23 protein-coding genes are annotated in these 21,947 nt (G+C 39.3%); 20 read left to right on the plus strand and 3 right to left on the minus strand.

Going from position 1 to position 21,947, the window contains the following annotated elements:
• The first annotated feature begins 97 nt into the window (after nt 1-97).
• Complete coding sequence (locus FRX52_RS04530) at nt 98-472, plus strand: hypothetical protein (protein ID WP_146538652.1); 375 nt, start codon at nt 98-100, stop codon at nt 470-472.
• A 77-nt stretch (nt 473-549) separates the two neighbouring features.
• On the opposite strand, the gene FRX52_RS04535 is transcribed toward FRX52_RS04530, so the two are convergent.
• The gene (locus FRX52_RS04535) at nt 550-1,197 is read right to left on the minus strand and encodes a YigZ family protein (protein ID WP_146538653.1); all 648 of its coding nucleotides are present in this window, start codon (nt 1,195-1,197) and stop codon (nt 550-552) included.
• Between the two features lie 35 nt (nt 1,198-1,232).
• Between FRX52_RS04535 and FRX52_RS04540 the strand changes: the two genes are divergently transcribed.
• The 13 genes from FRX52_RS04540 (at nt 1,233) to FRX52_RS04595 (ending at nt 12,589) form a co-directional block, all read left to right on the plus strand.
• Nucleotides 1,233-2,531 carry a DEAD/DEAH box helicase gene (locus tag FRX52_RS04540; RefSeq protein ID WP_146538654.1) on the plus strand — a complete coding sequence of 433 codons (1,299 nt, stop codon included), beginning with the start codon at nt 1,233-1,235 and terminating at the stop codon, nt 2,529-2,531.
• A complete protein-coding gene (locus FRX52_RS04545; RefSeq protein ID WP_146538655.1) occupies nt 2,531-3,193 on the plus strand; it encodes a ComF family protein in 663 nt (220 codons plus the stop codon). The genes FRX52_RS04540 and FRX52_RS04545 overlap by 1 nt, the downstream gene beginning before the upstream one ends.
• Before the next feature lie 74 nt (nt 3,194-3,267).
• Nucleotides 3,268-3,816 (plus strand): ribosome hibernation-promoting factor, HPF/YfiA family, encoded by a 549-nt coding sequence (hpf, locus tag FRX52_RS04550; protein ID WP_146461813.1) that lies wholly within the window; start codon nt 3,268-3,270, stop codon nt 3,814-3,816.
• A 126-nt stretch (nt 3,817-3,942) separates the two neighbouring features.
• Entirely contained in the window at nt 3,943-5,934 is a 1,992-nt protein-coding gene (gene metG, locus FRX52_RS04555) for a methionine--tRNA ligase (protein ID WP_146538656.1), read from the plus strand.
• Between the two features lie 10 nt (nt 5,935-5,944).
• Complete coding sequence (locus FRX52_RS04560; RefSeq protein ID WP_146538657.1) at nt 5,945-6,181, plus strand: DUF2829 domain-containing protein; 237 nt, start codon at nt 5,945-5,947, stop codon at nt 6,179-6,181.
• Nucleotides 6,174-6,872: a 3-oxoacyl-ACP reductase gene (locus FRX52_RS04565; protein WP_146538658.1), complete on the plus strand. Its 699-nt coding sequence runs from the start codon at nt 6,174-6,176 to the stop codon at nt 6,870-6,872. Before FRX52_RS04560 ends, FRX52_RS04565 begins: the two co-directional genes overlap by 8 nt.
• Nucleotides 6,873-6,887: 15 nt before the next feature.
• Nucleotides 6,888-7,337, plus strand: coding sequence for an ASCH domain-containing protein (locus FRX52_RS04570; protein WP_146538659.1), 450 nt, complete (start codon nt 6,888-6,890; stop codon nt 7,335-7,337).
• Nucleotides 7,338-8,306 carry a Gfo/Idh/MocA family protein gene (locus tag FRX52_RS04575; RefSeq protein ID WP_146538660.1) on the plus strand — a complete coding sequence of 323 codons (969 nt, stop codon included), beginning with the start codon at nt 7,338-7,340 and terminating at the stop codon, nt 8,304-8,306.
• 757 nt (nt 8,307-9,063) lie between these two features.
• Nucleotides 9,064-9,621 (plus strand): hypothetical protein, encoded by a 558-nt coding sequence (locus tag FRX52_RS04580; protein WP_146538661.1) that lies wholly within the window; start codon nt 9,064-9,066, stop codon nt 9,619-9,621.
• A 139-nt stretch (nt 9,622-9,760) separates the two neighbouring features.
• Entirely contained in the window at nt 9,761-11,140 is a 1,380-nt protein-coding gene (gene glmU, locus FRX52_RS04585) for a bifunctional UDP-N-acetylglucosamine diphosphorylase/glucosamine-1-phosphate N-acetyltransferase GlmU (protein ID WP_146538662.1), read from the plus strand.
• Between the two features lie 9 nt (nt 11,141-11,149).
• Nucleotides 11,150-11,695, plus strand: a complete 546-nt coding sequence (locus FRX52_RS04590) for an NUDIX hydrolase (protein WP_146538663.1) — start codon at nt 11,150-11,152, stop codon at nt 11,693-11,695.
• Nucleotides 11,696-11,709: 14 nt separating this feature from the next.
• Entirely contained in the window at nt 11,710-11,883 is a 174-nt protein-coding gene (locus tag FRX52_RS05490) for a hypothetical protein (protein WP_186603348.1), read from the plus strand.
• A 10-nt stretch (nt 11,884-11,893) separates the two neighbouring features.
• Complete coding sequence (locus FRX52_RS04595; RefSeq protein ID WP_146538664.1) at nt 11,894-12,589, plus strand: 5'-methylthioadenosine/adenosylhomocysteine nucleosidase; 696 nt, start codon at nt 11,894-11,896, stop codon at nt 12,587-12,589.
• 41 nt (nt 12,590-12,630) lie between these two features.
• Here FRX52_RS04595 and FRX52_RS04600 read toward each other — a convergent pair whose 3' ends face one another.
• On the minus strand, nt 12,631-13,104 hold the full coding sequence (locus FRX52_RS04600; RefSeq protein ID WP_146495959.1) for an arginine repressor: 474 nt from the start codon (nt 13,102-13,104) through the stop codon (nt 12,631-12,633).
• Between the two features lie 220 nt (nt 13,105-13,324).
• On the opposite strand from FRX52_RS04600, the gene arcD reads away from it, so the two are divergent.
• The 5 genes from arcD (at nt 13,325) to FRX52_RS04625 (ending at nt 18,016) form a co-directional block, all read left to right on the plus strand.
• Complete coding sequence (gene arcD / locus FRX52_RS04605) at nt 13,325-14,734, plus strand: arginine-ornithine antiporter (RefSeq protein ID WP_146538665.1); 1,410 nt, start codon at nt 13,325-13,327, stop codon at nt 14,732-14,734.
• Between the two features lie 57 nt (nt 14,735-14,791).
• Nucleotides 14,792-15,907, plus strand: coding sequence for an aminotransferase (locus FRX52_RS04610; protein WP_146538666.1), 1,116 nt, complete (start codon nt 14,792-14,794; stop codon nt 15,905-15,907).
• Between the two features lie 61 nt (nt 15,908-15,968).
• Nucleotides 15,969-16,508, plus strand: coding sequence for a 16S rRNA (guanine(966)-N(2))-methyltransferase RsmD (rsmD, locus tag FRX52_RS04615; protein WP_261379149.1), 540 nt, complete (start codon nt 15,969-15,971; stop codon nt 16,506-16,508).
• The gene (coaD, locus tag FRX52_RS04620; RefSeq protein ID WP_146495967.1) at nt 16,498-16,998 is read left to right on the plus strand and encodes a pantetheine-phosphate adenylyltransferase; all 501 of its coding nucleotides are present in this window, start codon (nt 16,498-16,500) and stop codon (nt 16,996-16,998) included. Before rsmD ends, coaD begins: the two co-directional genes overlap by 11 nt.
• Entirely contained in the window at nt 16,976-18,016 is a 1,041-nt protein-coding gene (locus tag FRX52_RS04625; RefSeq protein WP_146538667.1) for a SepM family pheromone-processing serine protease, read from the plus strand. Before coaD ends, FRX52_RS04625 begins: the two co-directional genes overlap by 23 nt.
• 29 nt (nt 18,017-18,045) lie before the next feature.
• On the opposite strand, the gene FRX52_RS04630 is transcribed toward FRX52_RS04625, so the two are convergent.
• Entirely contained in the window at nt 18,046-18,414 is a 369-nt protein-coding gene (locus FRX52_RS04630; RefSeq protein WP_146495971.1) for a glyoxalase, read from the minus strand.
• 190 nt (nt 18,415-18,604) lie between these two features.
• Between FRX52_RS04630 and FRX52_RS04635 the strand changes: the two genes are divergently transcribed.
• Nucleotides 18,605-21,947, plus strand: a 3,343-nt coding sequence (locus tag FRX52_RS04635) for a MucBP domain-containing protein (protein ID WP_146538668.1), incomplete at its 3' end; no start/stop codon positions are given.

A 21,947-nucleotide genomic window follows, 5' to 3' on the forward strand; every position in this document is an offset into this window, starting at 1 on the left:
TTGATGAAAAATTTAATTTTTTTCCTTACCCCCCTTGACAAAATGGGGGGGGGGTGCATGTATAATAGAAATGATAAAAATAATAAGGAGATTGATGATGACAAGAGAAGAAAACTTGCCATTTGATAAAGGCTTTTGTCCGACAGGGGTTTATATTCCTGATCCATCTAAGTATAGCGTCTATATTGCTTTTGCTGAAACCCTACCAGTTGATTTGCAACAAGAACATTATGAGTGGTATAAAGGGATGCTAGTCTGTCTTGACGGTTTTGACCCATACGCTTTCCAAAGTCGTGAAGAAGTAGATCAGCGTACCTCAGAAGTTGGTGCAAAATTCTGGACGTTCAAAGATATGGAAGAATATAACGCTTATTTGAAAGAGCGTGATACTACAATCAGAGAGCAGCGTAAAATTCTTGAAGCAAAATATGGTGTGCCTGTTTCCAAAGTGCAGGACAAACATGTAGATTAGAAAAAACACAGAGTGATGATAGCAATTTATCATCACTTTTTGTTTTGATTTAGTTGAGAGAAGAAATCAAAATATCCTTAAGATGTTTTTTCTGTGTTAATAGGTACCTCCACCACTCGACGACCAATCTCCTGACTACTCACTTTACCGTGATAAAATTCCGTCAGGCTATCAAGAACATCTTGTATCTTACCTTTATCTAAGTAGAGATGAGTGGTGACATTGACGGAAAAATCAGGGTCAAATTCTTGCAGTTCTTGACTCTCTAAAAAGTTGGCAAAGGTCTGATACTGGGGATAAGTCATCTCAATAGCTAACCCTTGTAATTCTTTGACTTCAACCACACCAATTTCTTTGATGGCATGTGCCACACTACCGGCATAAGCCCTAATCAAGCCCCCAGCTCCCAGTTTGATCCCACCAAAATAACGGGTAACAACGGCAACGACATTGGTTAGCCCTTGTTTTTCAAGCACGGTCAGCATAGGCACACCAGCGGTGCCACTCGGCTCACCGTCATCACTAGAACGTTTAATTTCACTATTTTCCCCAATAATCATGGCAGAGCAGGAGTGGTTGGCCTTGTAGTGTTCTTTTTTGATTTGGCTGATAAACTGACGCCCCTCTTCTTCTGAGTTGATACGTTTCAGATGGCAAATGAAACGTGATTTTTTAATGACTTCTTCACAGATGCCGTCTGCTTTGATTGTTTTGTAATTCTTCATAGGAAAATTTTAACATATTTTACGAATAAATAGACATGAAAGATGTTGCAAATTACTACGGTCGCCTAGTGCCACAAGATGAGTTACCAGTTGAGTTTCTTGGTTTGGCAAAAAGTCTGCCCACCATGTTCAAGCAAAATGGAAAATGGTCGTGTCAACGTTGTCACAGTCGGATTAAAGACAATTGGAGTTTGCCAGATAAGACCTTTTATTGCAGAGCTTGCCTTGTTTTTGGTCGTCTAGTTAGTGACCAGCTTCTTTATTACCTACCACAAGAGCCGTTTACTAGGGGAGATTTTTTGGTTTGGCAAGGTCAATTAACCCCATATCAAGCTCAGGTATCGGAGGAGCTGCAAAAAGCTATTGATAAAAAAGAAAATATTCTAGTTCATGCAGTGACGGGGGCAGGCAAGACCGAGATGATTTATCGCCCCTTGGCTAGTTTACTCAATCAAGGGAAGTCTGTTGCTGTTGTCAGCCCACGAATTGATGTCTGCATTGAGCTTTACCACCGCTTAACACGTGATTTTTCTTGTCCTATTAGCCTACTTCATGGTGAATCAGAAGCCTATGAACGGTCTCCTTTAGTCATCGCAACCATTCATCAACTCTTTAAGTTTTATCAGGCTTTTGACGTGATTATTATCGATGAAGTGGACGCATTTCCTTTTGTTGATAATGATTTTCTTTATCGAGCTGTGGCATTAGCCTTAAAGCCTGATGGTAACAAGATTTTCTTGACAGCAACATCAACCGATAGATTAGATAGAGCAGTTAAAACTGGTCAATTAAGACGTGTTCAGTTAGCTAGACGTTTTCATGATAGTCCCTTGGTTGTACCAAGTCTAACTTGGCTAGACGACTTGTTAGAAAACATGAAACAAAAGCGTTTACCAAAGAAATTACTTGAGATTATTGAACGACAACAACTAACAAGCTATCCCTTGTTGATTTTCTTTCCTCATATCCAACTAGGGCAAGAATTTTACCGTCTTTTGATAGATTTTTTACCTGATAAAAAAATTGGGTTTGTATCTAGTCAGACACCTGAACGAAAAGACTTGGTTGAGCAGTTTCGACAAGGAGACTTAGATGTTTTAATTTCCACAACCATTTTAGAACGTGGTGTAACCTTTCCTTGCGTGGATGTTTTTGTCCTTTGGTGCAATCATAAACTCTATACACGCTCTTCTCTTGTGCAGATTTCAGGGCGAGTAGGGCGAAGTCAGGAGCGCCCGACAGGTCAACTCATCTTTTTTCATAATGGTAAAACTAAAGCGATAGTAGCGGCTATTAAAGAAATTAAAGCCATGAATCAAGTGGGAGGTTTTTGATGCGATGTTTATTGTGTGACGAAGCGTTAAGTTCTTCATTTTCCTTTACAGACTTATTTTTATTAAAACCGTCAAAGACAAATTTGTGCTTTACTTGTAGCAAAAGTTTTGTAAGCATTTCAGAAAAACATTGCCCTTCTTGTTATAAGTCAGATATTGCTGAGCGTTGCTCTGATTGCCATGCTTGGCAAGAACAAGGAGAACAAGTAAATCATGTTGCCCTTTATCGTTATAATGATGCCATGAAGGCTTATTTTAGTCAGTATAAGTTTGAGGGAGATTATCTATTGCGAAAGGTGTTTAGTCAAGATATCAAACAAGCTCTCAAAAAATATAAGGGTTATGCCTTTCTACCAATTCCACTTAGTCCAGAAGGTCTGAACAAGCGTCGTTTTAATCAAGTGACAGGTTTTCTAGATGAGGCAGGTCTGCCTTATCTGGATCTTTTAGGTAAACATGATAGTATCAAGCAGTCCAGTAAGTCTAGACAGGAACGTTTAGCCAGTCAGCAAACCTTCTATCTCAAAAAAGATAAAGTCTTACCAGACAAGATACTCTTGATTGATGACATTTATACCACAGGAGCTACCTTAGTTTTAGCCAAGCAAGTGCTTTATCAAGCAGGTGTTAAAGACATTAAAACTTTCTCGTTAGCTCGCTAAATTCTTGCCAAAATATTCTGAAAGCGTTATAATAAAACTATAGAAAAGACTGACATAGAAAAGAGGTACTGCTTATGATTAAATATAATGTTCGTGGTGAAAACATTGAGGTTACTGAAGCCATTCAATCTTATGTAGAAAACAAATTAGCAAAGGTTGAAAAATATTTTCATGCAGACCAAGAGTTAACTGCCAAGGTCAATTTAAAGGTTTACCGTGAAAAAACAGCCAAGGTTGAAGTGACAATTCCATTAGGTAACTTAACCCTTCGTGCTGAGGATATGTCACAAGACATGTACGGCTCGATTGATTTAGTTGTCGATAAGATTGAGCGTCAAATTCGTAAGAACAAAACTAAAATCATGAAAAAGCATCGTGAAAAAGTGGCGACAAGTCAAGTCTTTACACCTGAATTTGTGCAGGAAGTTTCAGAAGACACTACAGAATTGAAAGTTGTACGAACTAAAAACCTAGATTTGAAGCCAATGACTTTAGAAGAAGCGTTGTTACAAATGGAACTCTTGGGTCATGATTTCTTTATCTATGTTGATGCAGAAGATGGCAAGACCAATGTGCTTTATCAACGTGAAGATGGTGATGTTGGGTTGATTGAAGCAAAATAGTTGATGAAACAGGCTGTTAAATCAGTCTGTTTTTTCTTGTCCTACTCAGTATTCAAGGTAGGTTTTGCCTTTATTTTATGATATAATAGACTGATTATATTTGAGATGATAACAAGGAGAAAGCTAATGGCAAAGGAATCATTTTATATTACAACACCGATTTATTATCCTAGTGGTAAACTTCATATAGGGTCAGCCTACACGACGATTGCTTGTGATGTTTTAGCACGTTATAAGCGTTTGATGGGCTACGATGTGTTTTATCTGACTGGATTGGATGAGCATGGTCAAAAAATTCAAGATAAGGCAAAAGAAGCTGGCTTAGAGCCACAAGCCTACGTTGATCAGATGGCAGCAGGTGTCAAGGAATTATGGCAGTTATTAGATATTTCTTATGATAAATTTATCCGAACAACAGATGCCTATCATGAAGAAGTCGTGGGTAAGATTTTTGAACGTTTGTTGGCCCAAGATGATATTTATTTGGGGGAATATTCTGGTTGGTATAGTGTGTCTGATGAAGAATTTTTCACAGAAAGCCAACTTGCAGAAGTCTTTCGTGATGACAATGGTCAGGTGACAGGTGGTATTGCACCGTCAGGCCATGAAGTTGAATGGGTGTCTGAAGAGTCTTATTTCTTACGTCTAAGCAAGTATGCAGATCGTTTGGTTGCTTTTTATCAAGAGCATCCAGAGTTTATGCAGCCAGCAGGTCGCATGAATGAAATGTTGAAAAACTTTATTGAACCAGGCTTGGAAGACTTGGCAGTTTCACGAACAACTTTTACTTGGGGAGTGCCGGTACCATCAAATCCTAAGCATGTTGTTTATGTTTGGATTGACGCCTTGGTCAACTATATTACGGCCTTGGGTTATGGACAAGACGACACAAGCCAATTTGAACAATTCTGGCCAGCAGATGTGCACATGCTAGGTAAGGATATTTTGCGTTTCCACTCGATTTACTGGCCGATTATCCTTATGGCACTTGATTTGCCAATGCCAAAAAAATTAGTGGCTCATGGTTGGTTTGTCATGCAAGATGGTAAAATGTCCAAGTCTAAAGGCAATGTCGTTTATCCAGAAATGTTGGTTGAGCGTTATGGCTTGGATTCTCTTCGTTACTATCTCATGAGAAGTTTACCCGTAGGTTCAGATGGGACCTTTACCCCTGAAGATTATGTTGGTCGTATTAACTATGAATTGGCTAATGACCTTGGTAATCTGCTCAATCGAACAGTGGCAATGATTAACAAATATTTTGATGGTCAGGTGACGACCTTTGTCAGTCAAGTGACAGCCTTTGATGCTGACTTGGAAACTTGTGCAGCAGAAGCAATTAAGAACTTCCATGCCTACATGAATGGTGTGAATTATCCAAAGGCTTTGGAAGAAGTTTGGAGCTTGATTGCTCGTACCAATAAGTATATTGATGAAACAGCTCCTTGGGTATTGGCTAAGGAAGCTAGTAAAGAAGATGAACTGGCGAGTGTCATGAGTCATTTAGCAGCTAGCTTGCGCGTGATTGCCCACTTGATTGAGCCGTTCATGATGGCGACTAGCCAAGCTGTGATGGAACAGTTGGGCATGAAGAAAGTGACATCATTGTCAACTATTAACTTATCTGATTTGCCAAGTGGTTTGACTGTTGTTGCAAAAGGGACACCGATTTTCCCACGTCTGGACATGGACGATGAAATTGCTTATATTAAAGAACAGATGGCAGCTAACAAACCACAAGAAGAAATCGAGTGGGATCCAGAAAAAGTTGAATTGACATCCAGCAAGTCAGCTATCAAATTTTACACCTTTGATGCGGTGGAAATCCGTGTGGCAGAAGTAAAGGCTGTTGAAAAGGTTGAAGGGTCAGATAAATTACTTAAGTTTAGATTGGATGCAGGAGATGGTGAAGATCGTCAAATCCTATCGGGAATTGCTAAATATTATCCTAATGAGCAAGAATTGTTAGGTAAAAAGTTGCAGATTGTTGCCAATCTAAAACCAAGAAAAATGATGGGCTTGATTAGTCAGGGGATGATTTTGTCTGCCGAACATGAAGGCAAATTAACCCTGTTAACTGTTGATGAACAAGTACCTAATGGTAGTGTAATTGGTTAAGGAGAAAAAGATGACCTTTGAAGAAATTTTACCAGGCCTTAAAGCCAAGAAAAAATACGTTCGTACAGGCTGGGCTGGGGCTGAAAATTATGTTCAACTGTTTGATATCATTGAGGTTAATGGTCAAAAATTGGAAGCAACACCTTATTTTCTCATCAATGTTTCAGGGGATGGCGAGGGATTTTCAATGTGGAGCCCTACCCCTTGTGATGTCTTGGCAACAGACTGGGTAGCAGTTGATGACTAAGACGGTATTGGTGACAGGAGTGTCAAGTGGTATCGGCCTTGCTCAAGCCTCTAGTTTTCTAGAACAAGGCTATCGAGTAGTCGGTGTGGATAGGACTTATGCCCCCAACTTGACAGGAGATTTCCAATTTATCCAACTAGATTTACAAGAGGACTTAGCTCCTCTTTTTCAGCAACTGCCAAGCGTGGATATTCTCTGTAATACGGCAGGGATTTTGGATGACTATCAACCTTTGCTAGCTTGTTCAGAAGAAGTCTTTGAGCAGGTTTTTGCGGTAAATTTCTTTGCAACGCTGAAATTGATTCGCCATTATCTACCAGATATGATTGAACGAAAAGAAGGCATCATCATCAATATGTGTTCGATTGCTAGTCAGCTAGCAGGTGGGGGTGGTGCAGCCTACACCTCTAGTAAGCATGCCTTGGCTGGCTTGACCAAGCAGTTGGCCTTGGACTATGCCTTGGAGGGAATTCAAGTCTTTGGGATTGCTCCTGGGGCTGTCCAAACAGGCATGACCCAAAGTGATTTTGAAGAGGGCGGCATGGCTGACTGGGTTGCCGAGCAAACGCCGATTGGACGTTGGACGCAACCTCAAGAAATAGCAGATTTAACCTTGTTTTTAGCCAGTGGCAAGGCACAATCCATGCAAGGACAGATTATTGGGATTGATGGTGGTTGGAGTTTGAAGTAGGAAAAAGAATTTGTTATGACAATAGAAGAAATGATAAGAACCTATCAAGCAATCAATCCTGATTGTGATAGCCACATAGAAGCTTGGCAATTTGGAGCTGAGCCAGATCAATTGGCCCAGTTGGTCTTGGATGGTAAAAAAACAGCAACAGCATCGGCTTATGATGAGTATTTACTTCATGATGAACCGCTTGTCAAGGTCGGCGATCATAGCATTATTTTGAATAGTCAAGATGACCCGGTGTGTATGATTAGGACAACCAAGGTGACCGTCGTTCCTTTTAAGGAGGTATCGGCAGAGCATGCCGACAAAGAAGGAGAAGGTGATCGTAGTCTAGCTTACTGGCGTCAAGTGCATTGGGACTTGTTTAGTCAATGGTTAAAAAAAGGTCACTTGACCTTTACTGAAAATAGTTTGGTCGTTTGTGAAGAATTTGAGGTGGTCTATCGACCAGAAGGAGTATAAATGAAACTAGGAATTTTAGGAACAGGCATGATTGTCAAGGAAGTCTTGCCTGTCTTGGCGGAGATTGAGGGGCTTGAGCTAGTAGGTATCTTATCTACCCCAAGGAGTTTGCCTTTGGCAAAGGAATTGGCACAGACCTATCAACTTCCACTTGCAACCAGTGATTATGAAGAACTTTTGGCAGATGAGCGACTTGATACCATTTACGTTGCCCTGCCTAATCACCTTCATTATGAGTATGCCAAAAAGGCCTTGTTGGCTGGCAAGCATGTCATTTGTGAAAAGCCTTTTACCATGACAGCAGACGAATTAGAAGACTTGGTGGTCTTGGCTAAGGAGCGTCAACTTTTGCTCTTGGAAGCTATTACCAACCAATATTTGCCAAATTTCACCTACTTAAAAGAGAATTTACATCAGTTGGGTGAGATTAAGGTCGTGACTTGTAATTACTCTCAGTATTCATCACGTTATGATGCCTTCAAACGTGGCGAGATTGCCCCAGCTTTTGATCCTAAACAAGGTGGTGGGGCTCTTAGAGATTTGAACATTTACAACATTCACTTGGTGGTCGGTTTATTTGGTGCACCACATAGCGTCCAGTATTTGCCCAACATGGATCAAGAAGTGGATACGTCAGGACTTTTGGTGATGGATTATCAAGACTTTAAGGTGGTGTGTATCGGCTCTAAAGATTCTAGTGCAGCCATTACCTCAACCATTCAAGGGAACAAAGGGTCTTTGGTTGTCAATGGTCCAACCAATAGTCTGCCACAAGTGTCGCTAGCCCTAAATGGTCAGGACATACAGGTGATTAACCAAAACGCAGCTCATCACCGTATGGCAGATGAATTTATAGCTTTCAATGAGATGATTACGACAAAAGATTATCAAAAAGCTCAAACCTATTTGGATCATAGCCGAGCAGTGATGCAGGTGCTAGACCAAGCCGCGTTATCAATGAAAGGTTAATAGATTATCATAAAAAACAGCTCTTATCTCTTATGGAAAGGGCTGTTTTTGGTTGCTGGAAGAAGTCATTTTTGACAAAAACTTAAAACGGTTTTTTCGACTTATTTGGTGTAGAAAAGACACACGAATAAAAATATCTTGCCCAAAAAGGACAGAAGAGAATGATGAACAAGAGTGTCTTGCCCAAAAAGGGCAGAAGAGAATGACGAACAAAAGTGTCTTACCCAAAAAAGACAGAAGAGAATGACGAACAAAAGTGTCTTGCCCAAAAAGGGCAGAAGAGAATGACGAACAAAAGAGCTTTGCCCAAAAAAGGCAGAAGAGAATGGCGAACAAAAGAGTTTTGCCCAAAAAGAGCAGAAGAGAATGACGAACAAAAGTGTCTTGCCCAAAAAGGGTAGAAAACAATGACGAACAAAAGTGTCTTGCCTAAAAAGGGCAGAAGAGAATGACGAACAAAAGAGCTTTGCCCAAAAAAGGCAGAAGAGAATCACGAACAAAAGAACTTTGCCCCAAAAAAATGAACGAATCAATCAGAATCATGATAAGGACTTGTAGAGTAGTTGGTGTAATCGCTTTTATTTTTTTAGAAATTCCTTGGTAGCTATGCTATAATGAACTTGAGATTAGAAAGGCGTATTAGGAATGAAAAAGAAGCAAGTGATTTATCAATCTTTCTTTCCAGTCTTGGCAGTTCAACCCAAACCTTTAATCAATCTTCAAACGTTATTTAACAAACAACATGAAGCGAGGTTTAATGATTAAAAAGACTTTACTACTCATCGTTACTATAAGTTTACTGTATGGCCTATCTAAGCTTTATATCGCCTATAACTTATCGCATTATGCCGGTTATTATGTTCAACAACTACCAAGGAAAAAAGGCACTAATCCAGAATTAGCTTTAGTAGTAGATTATGTTGGTCAGATTAAAGAACCCGATCAAGATAATATTTTCTTTAGATTTAAAGGTCGTGGAACAATCTATAATGTTATACAACAAAATCGAGAACTTGCATTGCTGGCTTATCAAGAAAATGATGATGAGTATTATCTAATGTATAGTTTTAATTATGATCAAAAAGGTAACAGTATTTCTGATGATAGTTATTGGTTTAATGAGAAAGGTCAATTTACTTATTATGATCATAGTGAAGAAGGCAATTCATTTCAATCAAAAGATATAAAATATCGAGATAAAGCTAGTCAACTCTCATCAGAAATCATTTCTCCAGTTTTGGCAGTTCAACCCAAACCTTTAATCAATCTTCAAACGTTATTTAACCAAAAACATGAAGCAAGGTTTAATGATTAGGTATATTATGATGAGGCTTCCTAACGCCAGTTGGGAAGTTTTGTTATTGACGAGGAGCAATCTCATGGAAAAATGAGAAGATAACTGAAAATATGATATAATGTAAGAAGTATCTTGAAAGAATGGAAGACTAGTTAGTATGAGTAATTATGCAATCATTTTGGCAGCTGGCAAAGGCACACGCATGAAGTCAGATTTACCAAAAGTATTACATCAAGTGGCAGGAATCAGTATGCTAGAGCATGTGTTTCGTAGTGTATCAGCCATCAACCCTGAAAAAATGGTGACGGTTGTTGGTCATCAAGCAGAGTTGGTACAACAAGTTTTAGGAGAGCAAACCGAGTTTGTTCTTCAAACCGAGCAGTTGGGAACAGGTCATGCGGTTTTAATGGCTGAGGAACAGTTGGCAGCCTTGGAGGGCCAGACCTTAGTCATTGCTGGTGACACCCCCTTAATCACAGGAGAGAGCCTAACAGCCTTGATTGATTTTCATGTTAGTCATAAAAATGTTGCCACTATTCTCACAGCCCAAGCAGATAATCCGTTTGGTTATGGCCGTATTGTCCGTAATCAGATTGACGAAGTGGTTAAGATTGTTGAGCAAAAAGACGCCTCTGATTTTGAGCAACAAATCAAGGAAATCAACACAGGTACTTATGTTTTTGATAACAAACGCCTGTTTGAAGCCTTGAAAAACATCAATACCGATAATGCCCAAGGTGAGTACTATTTGACAGATGTTATTGGTATTTTCAAAGAGGCAGGAGAAAAGGTTGGTGCCTATAAGCTACGTGATTTCAATGAAAGTTTGGGTGTCAATGACCGTCTAGCCTTAGCAACTGCTGAAAAAGTCATGCGTCAACGCATTAATCAAACCCACATGCTAAATGGGGTGACCTTTATCAATCCAGAAGCGACCTATATTGATATTGATGTGGAGATTGCTGCGGATGTGACACTTGAGGCTAATGTTGTCCTTAAAGGGCAGACCAAGATTGCCAGTGAGGCCATTTTGACCAACGGAACTGTGGTGGTTGATTCTGTTATTGGTCAAGGGTCTGTCATCACAAGCTCAATGATTGAACAGTCTCAAGTTGGAGCTGATGTGACGATTGGCCCTTACGCTCATATTCGACCAGACTCAGTTTTGGCCAATAAGGTGCATATCGGTAATTTTGTGGAAGTTAAATCCTCATCAATTGGAGAAAATAGCAAGGCAGGTCATCTGACTTATATTGGCAATGCAGACGTTGGCTCTGATGTCAATATTGGTGCTGGTACTATCACCGTCAACTATGACGGTCAAGGAAAATATGCAACCCATGTCGGCAAGGGAGCCTTTATTGGTAGTCATTCAACTCTCATTGCTCCCCTGTCAGTAGGAGATTATGCCTTAACAGCAGCAGGGTCGGTTATTACAGATGATGTGGCTACAGATGCCCTGGCCCTTGGACGTAGTCGTCAGGTAACTAAAGAAGGTTATGCGACTAAGTTCCCACATCATCCCCAACAAAAATAGGGTAACAAGATGGATTTTGAAGAAAAAACAATTAAACGTGAGAGCGTTTTTCAAGGTAAGATTTTTGAAGTTGCAGTAGATCTGGTCGAACTTCCTAATGGTCTTGGAAGGAGTCAACGGGAGTTGGTTTTCCATAAGGGAGCAGTAGCCGTTTTAGCTGTGACAAAAGAAGATAAAATTATCTTGGTTAAGCAGTACCGAAAAGCGATTGAAAGGATTTCTTATGAAATCCCAGCAGGCAAGTTGGAACTTGGCGAGGCTCATTCAGAAGAAGCAGCGGCCTTGCGAGAATTGGAAGAAGAAACGGGTTATACAGGTGACCTGACCTTTCTCTATGAATTTTACACGTCCATTGGTTTTTGTGATGAAAAAATTAAACTCTATTTGGCTAATCAGTTGGTCAAAGTAGAAAATCCTCGTCCCATGGATGATGATGAGATGATTGAAGTTTTAGAATTAAGTTATGAAGAGTGCATGGAATTGGTTAAATCAGGGCAACTACAAGATGCCAAGACCTTGATTGCCCTACAATATTATGCCCTTCATTTATGCTAAAAGAGGTGAGTAAAATGACTAAAACAAGGTTTTCAGATGATTTTTCAACCCCTAAACAAACAGGTCCAATCAAGAGTCGTCGTCAAGCACAACTTCAACGAAAGAAGTTTCAATCTAAACTCAATCTGATTTTAATGATTGCCTTAATTTTGCTAGGACTCTTGATTTATGCAATTTTGAAATGGTAGGAATAAAGCGATGAAAATAGGAATTATTGCGGCTATGCAAGAAGAATTAAAGGTCTTGGTAGAAGCACTAGATGAAAAGGTTACCCAAGAGGTTTTAGGCCATACTTACTATCAAGGGAAACTAGGAGATCATGACGTTGTTTTGGTTCAAAGTGGTGTTGGTAAGGTCATGTCAGCCATGAGTGTTGCTATTTTAGCCGAGAATTTTGGGGTCGAAGCCATTATCAATACTGGCTCTGCTGGAGCGGTCGCTCATGGATTGGCGATTGGAGATGTGGTTGTGGCAACACAGTTAGCTTATCATGATGTGGATCTTACAGCTTTTGGCTATGCCTATGGTCAAATGTCTATGCAACCCTTGTATTTTGATTGTGATCCGTCTTTTGTTAAGACATTTGAACAAGTTTTGGACAAGCATGAGACAAAGAGTCACCTTGGTTTAATTGTGACAGGAGATAGTTTTATTGCCGGTCAAGATAAAATTGACGTGATTAAGTCACATTTTCCCGAGGTTCTAGCAGTTGAAATGGAAGGAGCAGCTATCGCCCAAGCCGCTTATAGTTGTCACTTGCCTTTTATTGTGGTTAGAGCAATGAGTGACACAGCTGCTCATGATGCTAATATGACCTTTGATGAGTTCATTCAGATGGCAGGTAAACAATCCGCACAAATCTTACTTAGTTTTTTAGAAGTCTTAGCTGAATAAAGCATACCCCCTTTTCTTAAATAGAAAAGGGGGTTATTAACTTATTTATCACCCAAGAAAAAGAAGGGTGGAGTGTATTGGCTAATTTCTTTGAAGCAACGTTTGGCAGCGTCATTATCTTCACAAATAATCAAACAAGTATCATCGCCGCAAATGGTAGCGAGAACGTCAGAAAATTGCATGGCATCAATAATTGAACCGAAAGAAGGAGCTAGACCAGGCAAGGTTTTTAAAATAACCTGATGTTGAACGGGTCTGAGCATGATTAGAGCGTCTTCCATATAAAAACGCAAGCGTTGTTCCCAGTGAGCAGGAGACACGGTATGAATTTCGTAGTGGGAGTTTTCTGAAGCAACTTTGACGAGATTGAGTTCTTTCATATCTCGAGATAGTGTGGCTTGAGTTACCTCCACACCATTGCGTTTTAAGGCACGTTGTAATTCCAGTTGGGTGTGTATTTTCGTCTCAGAAATGAGGGATCGAATCAATTGGTGGCGGGCATCTTTTTTATTCATTTGAACTTCCTTTCTAAATAAAAGTCTCTCTCATTTTAAGTATAGCAAAGAAAAAATATAAAGTAAACAGAAAACAAAGTCTATACAAAGAAAATGTAAGCGTCAACAAAACTTATATTTTATCAAAAAATCATATTTTTTGTAAAAAATATAAAAATAATCTTGCAAAAAACGAGATGGTTTGGTATGATTATAAAAAAGTTAATTTAGGAGAATAACTATGTCGAAAGATTCTAAGAAATTAGGAGTTTTTGCACTGACAGCCTTAGTCATTTCTTCTTCCATTGGTTCAGGAATTTTTGCCATTCCAACAGATATGGCATCAGCAACTGCACCAGGGGGAGCATTGATTGGTTGGCTAGTAGCAGGTGTGGGGGTTTTGACCCTTTGTTTATCTATTGTATATATTGGACAGAAAAAACCAAATTTGGCTGGTATTGTCAGCTATGCTGAAGAAGGCTTTGGTCCGTTTAACGGTTTTATCAGTGGATGGGGCTATTGGTTGTCTGCTTGGCTAGGAACTGTATCAGTTGTCATCATGATGATGAAAACTCTCTCTCGCTTACTTCCGGTTTTTGGTAATGGTGATAACTTCTTATCTATTGTGGTTGGTTCGTGTTTACTTTGGTTCTTATGCTACTTGGTTAATCGAGGGGTTGAGAGTGCCATTGTCTTAAATACGATTATTGCCGTTTGTAAGATTGTTCCTTTAGCGCTGTGTATCATTTTGGCCTTTGTCTTTTTTGATATGGATACCTTTATGACAAATTTCTGGGGAACACAGTCAGGTCAATTTGAACTAGGTAGTGTGGCTAGTCAAGTTAAAAATTCAATGATGACGATTATGTGGGTTTTTGTCGGAATTGAGGGGGCAGCGATGATGTCCGATCGGGCTAAAAATCAATCAGTAGTTGGAAAATCAACAGTTTTTGGCTTGATTAGCTTGGCAATTATTTATGTATCAGCATCGATTTTGCCTTATGGTATTTTAACTCAAGATCAAATTGCCAACTTACCAAGTCCAGCCTTGGGCTATGTCTTTACTAAGGATGTTGGCAACTGGTTTCCTGTAATGGTTAATATCGCCTTGATTATCTCCCTATTTGGTTCATGGTTGTCTTGGATGATGTTGCCTGTTGAAACAACTGCGATTATGGCTCAACGTAAACTTTTATCAGCTAAATTTGCAGAGTTGAATGACAAAGGGGTACCAACCTTCTCGCTAGTCTTTATGACAGCTTTAATTCAAATTTTTATGTTGACGTTGTTGGTTACAGATCAAGCCTATCAATTTGCTTATACGCTTTGTACGGCATCAATGTTTATTTCTTGGCTTTATGTGGTGCTTTATCAAGTTAAACTAGCTTACCAACATAAAAATATGCCACAAGTAATCCTTGGTTTATTAGGTTCTGCCTTCTTTATTTGGATAATCTGGGTTGCAGGATTTGATTATGTGTTGCTTTGTTTGATTGCTTACCTAGTAGGTATTGTCTTTTATATTAAAGCACGTCAGGCAGCAGGTGAGAAGAAAATTTTCACAACAGGTGAGTGGTTATTAGTGGCTATTTTAGTCTTAGGTGCCCTTCTTGCCCTAGTTCGTTTGATGACTGGACAAATTGTAATTTAATGAAAAAGAGTTTGGTTTTCAAGCCAAGCTCTTTCGCTTAAAATGAAAGGATAAGTTATGGAGATTCAAGCTTTTGGAGTGGAAGAATGGTTAAATGTTTGGGAGAATGATGCTCGCTATGACATTGCGGGTAGTTCGATTGCTTCTTTGACCCTAGATGACATCTTAACGCTTGGCAATCAAAAAGAAAGACTATTGGAGCAACTAGCAGCAAAAACCATGAATTATGGCTGGATTGAGGGTTCGCAAGCCTTTAAGGAAGAAGTGGCTAGTTTGTACCAACAGGTCAAGCCTTCTCAAGTCTTACAGACCAATGGAGCGACAGGTGCCAATCACTTAGCTCTTTACGCCCTGATTGAGCCAGAAGACCATGTGATTTCCCTTTACCCAACCTACCAACAGCTTTATGATATTCCAAAATCTTTAGGAGCTGACGTCTCCTTTTGGCACATTAGGGAGGAACAAGATTGGTTGCCATCTTTGGCTGAATTACGCCAGTTAATCCGTCCAAACACTAAGATGATTTGTATCAACAATGCCAACAATCCAACAGGAGCGGTTATGGATCGCTCTTTCTTAGAAGAATTAGTTAGTATTGCTAAAGAAGTGGACGCCTATATCCTATCAGATGAAGTGTATCAACCTTTAGAGAAAGATTTAGACGTGCCTGCTATCGTTGATCTTTATGATAAGGGGATTTCTACCAACAGTTTATCCAAGACTTATTCTGTTCCTGGAGTTCGGATTGGCTGGGTCGTGGCAAATGAAGAGCTGACGGATATTTTTAGAAAATATCGTGACTATACCATGATTTGTAGCGGTGTCATTGATGATTTTTTGGCAGTTCATGTGTTGAAACATCGCGAAACGATTTTATCACGTAATCGTGCTTTGGTGGCTAAAAACTTAGCCATTGTCAAAGACTGGGTGGCAAAGGAAAAACGTGTGTCCTTGATTTTTCCACGTCATGTGTCAACCTCGTTCATCAAACTTGATATTCCAGAAGAAACCGAAAAGTTCTGCATTCGTCTGTTGAAAGAAAAAGGGGTCTTGCTTGTTCCAGGAAACCGTTTTGACATGCCAGGCTATGCAAGGCTAGGTTATTGTACTTCGACAGACACTCTAATCAAGGGATTAGCAGGTTTGTCTGAATTTTTAAGGCAGTATGATTAAAACCAAGTGAGGACTTGGTTTTTCTTTAGCTTTTAAGCCAAAATTTGATATAATAAAATTTATGAGAGTTGTAGCAGGAGAATTTGGTGGCCGTCCCTTGAAAACCTTGTCTGGTCAGACAACACGACCGACCACAGACAAGGTCAAAGGAGCCATGTTTAACATGATTGGGCCTTATTTTGATGGGGGCAGGGTTTTAGATTTGTTTGCTGGTAGTGGTGGCTTGGCTATTGAAGCCATTTCACGTGGAATGAACCAAGCCGTCTTAGTTGAAAAAGACCGCAAGGCTCAGCAAATTATAGAAGCGAATATTCAGATGACTAAACGACAAGCTGCTTTTCAATTGTTAAAAATGGATGCCAATCAGGCTTTAAGTCAATTAACAGGTCAATTTGATCTGGTCTTGTTAGATCCTCCTTATGCTAAAGAAGAAATTGTTAAACAAGTCACGTTATTGGAAGAAAAAGGGCTTTTAACAGAAGAAGTGATGATTGTCTGTGAAACTGATAAGGCAGTAGCTTTGCCAGAAGAATTTAGTCAATTTGGTATTTGGAAACAAAAAATTTATGGAATTAGTAAGGTAACCGTCTATGTCCGCTAAAATAGGTCTTTTTACAGGAAGCTTTGATCCAATTACCAAGGGTCACCTTTCTATTATTGAACGAGCCAGTCAATTGTTTGATAAACTCTATGTAGGACTCTTTTATAATCAAGAAAAAAAAGGATTTTTTGACATTAACCAGCGTCAAATCTTTTTACGAGATAGTCTAGCACACTTGTCTAATGTTGAAGTTATCGTCGCTCAAAACAGTTTAGCAGTTGATGTTGCCAGACAGTTACAGGTGACACACTTGGTGCGTGGTTTACGTCATCAAGCTGATTTAGATTATGAAATGAGCTTGACTTATTTTAATAAGCAATTGGCTCAAGAGTTGGAAACTGTCTTTTTCTTGACTGATTTTCAATACCAGTATGTGAGTTCTAGTCGGGTGCGTGAACTGATTGCTTTTGAAACAGACATCAGTCCCTATGTTCCCGACCCAGTTTCAAAGAAAGTGAAAAGTAGTTATGAAACGCATCAAAAAATTTAGATGGTGGTTAGGAGTTAGTTTAGTCTTAGCTATCTTGTTTACCTTGTTTTATCCGCTACCTTATTATATCGAAACGCCAGGCGGTGCTTATGATGTACGAACAGCTTTAACAGTAAATAACAAGGATGATGAAGCACAAGGCTCTTACAATTTTACAGCAGTCAGTGTCAGTCGAGCAACGCTTGCCCGTATTTTATATGCCCTAGCGACTCCTTTTAGTGAAATAGCGTCAGAAGAAGGCACAACAGGTGGTTACAGTGAAGAAGAGTTTATGCGGATCAACCAGTTTTACATGGAAACGTCACAAAATGGAGCTATTTACCAAGCTCTAACCTTGGCGAATCAACCGGTTAGTCTAAACTTTTTAGGTGTTTATGTGTTAGATGTCGCTAGTGATTCGACATTTAAAGGCATTTTAAACCTAGCTGACACGGTGACAGGAGTTAATAATCAAACCTTCAAAAGCTCTAGTGAATTGATTGACTATGTTGGTGGCCTTAACTTAGGTGATAAGGTCTCTGTCCAATATACTTCTGATGGGAAAGAAAAGTCAGCTCAAGGTAAAATCATCAAACTCTCTAATGGCCGTAACGGTATTGGTATAGGTTTAGTAGATCATACGGAAATTGTAGCTGACGTAGATGTTCAATTCAAGCTAGAAGGTGTGGGTGGACCAAGTGCTGGCTTGATGTTTACTCTGGCGATTTATGATCAGTTGATTGATGATGATTTGCGTCAAGGACGTGTCATTGCCGGAACGGGAACAATTGAGCAAGATGGTTCCGTTGGTGATATTGGTGGCGCAGCCTTCAAGGTGGCGGCAGCCGATGCGATTGGTGCAGATGTTTTCTTCGTTCCCAACAATCCAGTTGACAAGAATGTCTTAAAAACCTATCCTGATACGAAAACCAATTATGAAGAAGCCTTAGAAGCAGCCCAACAATTAGGAACCAAGATGAAGATTGTTCCTGTTAAAACGGTTCAGGAAGCTATTGATTACTTAAAAGATAATAAATAAGGTTGAGAAAACTCTCAACCTTATTTTAATTAGACTTCTCTAACGGCATAATACTGTCCGCTAGGAGCTTGGAAATTAAAGTTTTTGAAAGGTTGCTCCTGAATCGGGCTGACTTGGGCAGAAACTTCCTTGACCCGAGCATGTAACCCAACCAAATCACTACTTTCAAATAAAATACTTGGCTGATTATCAGCTACCTCTGGTGACATTTTTTCAATAAAAGATAAGTCAAAAACGGTAAAGGTGACAGGAGAGTTAGGCTCGACCTTCATATCAAAGGTTGGGTAGCCCATGATGTCCTCCTTTTCTATAATCACAAAACCAAGTGCCTGCCAAAATGTTTTTTCAGCTAGAACGTCCTTACTGTAAAGCATCAAACTAAATGTACTGTTCATCATCAATCACTCCTTTTTCTTGATGGTTTATTTTAACATAATGTCATTTTTTTAGATGATAACGGTTGTATTTTTTGAATTAAAATGAATATTTCATAAAAAATCTAAAATAGTTGACAAAATAGGGGGGGGGGGGTATATTATGTAAGTAAGTGTCTATTATACACAAATTTTATAAAAAGGAGTAGGATAATTGTTTAAAGATAATAAGCATAAGGACACAGCTCAACGTTTCACGATTAAGAAGTTTAAGTTTGGTGCTGCGTCAGTTTTAATCGGTACAGTCTTTGCAGTTTTTGCAGGTGCTGCTCAAGCCGAAACAGAAACATCAGTAACTGAAAGTACAACGTCAACGACGCTTGTGTCAGAAACTGAGGTTTCATCTACGGAAGTATCAGCAGTAGAAACACCTGTTGTTGCAGAAGAAGTGGTTTCTGAGCCCGTAGCAAGTTCAGAAGAAACAGTAGCTTCATCAGAAGTTGCAACATCAAGTGAGGAAGTTTCTGAAGAAAGCAAGTCAGAAACATCAGCGTCTTCAAGTGAAGAAACTGCTAAAGAAACGAAAGCAGAAGCAACGACAACTGCAACTTCAGCTTCAACAAGTGCATCAGTTGTGACACCTTCTCGTGTTGTAGCGACCACTTACAAAGTGACTTATACAGATGTTGACACTGGTGTAGTGATTTCCAATGGTCGTAGCAAGTCAACAGTTACTACAACAAGTTTGCCAGTTGAAGAGACCGACAAGGTAACGTTTGAAGTCACTGAGAAAGCGAACATGTCACTGCCAGAATTGACTGGCTACAAGTTGGCAGCAGGTCAAGCCGAGGTTCAAGCAGCCATCATTACTTATGGTGATTCTAAGAGTCGTATCCTCAACTTTAATGTGGTTAAAGAAGATGTAGCAGCTGCAGGTGGTAACAATGATAATGAGCTAGAATTAGCTGGTTTCCGTGCAACTGATTCAACAACGACGACTTCTAGTGATGAGGTTGAAGAGCAAGATACAGGCTTGTATGCAGCAGAAGACAAATTCACCAACAAAGATGGTGTTGTATATGCTATTGATTGGACTACTGGTAGTATCATAGAGATGGATGTCAAAGAAGGTGTTGAAAGTATCATCGCTTCAGGTCTTGATCAGAAGTCTGATATTGGAACCCTCCAAAGTTACATCGACAAATACAAAGCTCTATATGCAGAAGATTATGACAACTATAGCCCTAGAGGTTGGAAATTTAATAGTTTAGGGCTTACTGATAATGGTAAAGAAGCCTATGTTATTTTACATGCTCAAGGAATCAATAGACAAGCAGTGGATTATCCAGTAGCTATAGCTATCTTAAAATTTGATGTAGATAAGGGAGAGTGGACAGCTGTTTCTGACTACAAGTCATGGGATGGAGCAAACCTTATTGATACAAGTAATAACAGTATAACCATGGGAACGGTGGATCCAACGACCGGTCTTTACTATTTTGGTACATCAGAGTTCGGTTATAACCCGTCGTTCTCAGAAGTTATTCCTGCAACTAAAGAAGAGTCAGAAACAGACGAAGCAAAAGCAAAAGCAGATATTATTTTGCGTTTATGGACATATAATCCTGAAACAGGTCAAGTGATTAATGCAGGTTATATCAAAACAGGTATTAATCAATATAATGGTCCAGGAGTGTCCACTAATGGTGACTTTGCTTTTACGCAAGATGGTGATTTAACGATTGTTTTCCGCCCTGCATCTGGTAATTTAGCAACTAACAAATTATCAATTGCATATACAGTTGATGCAGAAACCATCACAGCGGCTGGAACTTCTGGTAGCAAATATAACAAAATCGAAGGTAAACTATCAACACCGTTCTATGTTGCTGATGTGACTAATGGTGTTGGTGTAGATTCAGAGGGTGTTATTTACTATTCTACAGGTTACAGTACGGTTGGTAAAATTGTTCCTCAGGGAGATGGTAATTATACTGCTGAGTCTGCAATTTTCAAAACAAGTTTCACAGAAGATACTTCTGACTTGGCTGCTGTAACTTATCGTGCACCAGGTACAGTTGAAATTACTTATGTTGATATTGACACGGGTGAAACCATCAAGGAAAAAATACAAGATCCAAAAAATGGTAAACGTGGTGACACTTATGATACAACAACAGCAGATAAAAAATTAACAACAATTACAACAACAGATGGTAAAACGTATGAATTAGTACCAGAAGAAACAACTGTTGTAAACCCTGATGGCTCAGAAGGAACTGAAACAGGTCGTTTGAAATCAGGAAAAACTGTAGTATCTTACAAATATCGTGAAGTTAAGGGTGACGTTGTTGTCAATTATGTAGATAAAGAAGGCAACGTTCTTCAAGCACCAGTAGAAGACACGACAGACGCTTCAACTGGCACTGGCTACGACACAACCGACAACAAACCAGAAACAATTGTTACAGAATCAGGTAAAACGTATCGTTTGGTCTCTGATTTAACAGAAGGTAACGAAACAGGGACAGTAACTAAAGGTACAACTGAAGTAACCTATGTTTATGAAGAAGTAAAAGGAACAGTCGTTGTTAATTACACAGATACTGAGAGTAATGTCATTAAGTCTCAAGTAACCGATACGCCAGAAAGTTCGACTGGAACTTACTATGAGACAACCGACAACAAACCAGAAACAATTGTTACAGAAGATGGTAAGACTTACCGTCTAGTATCAACAAAAGGTACAGAAAAAGGTAATGTAACCGAAGGTACAACTGAAGTAACTTACGTTTATGAAGAAGTAAAAGGTACAGTAGTTGTTAATTACACAGATACTGAAGGGAATGTCATTAAGTCTCAAGTAACTGACACATCAGAAAGTTCAACTGGCACTGATTACGACACAGCAGACAACAAAGAAACAACCATTACTAAAGATGGTAAAACCTATCGTCTTGTTCCAAGTAAAACTAAGGGTAATGAAACTGGCAAAGTAACTGAAGGCACAACTGAAGTAACCTATGTTTATGAAGAAGTAAAAGGTACAGTAGTCGTTAACTATGTTGATGAAAATGGTAATGTTCTTCAAACGCCAGTAACAGACACAACAAACGTTTCTACAGGTACTGAATACGACACGACAGACTACAAACCAACAACCATTACTAAAGATGGTAAGACATATGAGTTGGTTAAAGTTGCAGACGAGAGTGCTTCTGAAACAGGAACAGTAACTGAAGGTACAACTGAAGTAACTTACGTTTATAAAGAAGTAACTCCAGCGAAGACAGGTACAGTAGTTGTTAACTATGTTGATGAAAATGGTAATATTCTTCAAACGCCAGTAACAGATACAACAAACGCTTCTACAGGTACTGAATACGATACGACAGACTACAAACCAACAACCATTATTAAAGATGGTAAAACATATGAGTTGGTTAAAGTTGCAGACGATAGTGCTTCTGAAACAGGAACAGTAACTGAAGGTACAACTAAAGTAACTTACGTTTATAAAGAAGTAACTCCAGCGAAGACAGGTACAGTAGTCGTTA

The organism is Streptococcus sp. sy018 (assembly GCF_007859185.1).
GTDB lineage: Bacteria > Bacillota > Bacilli > Lactobacillales > Streptococcaceae > Streptococcus.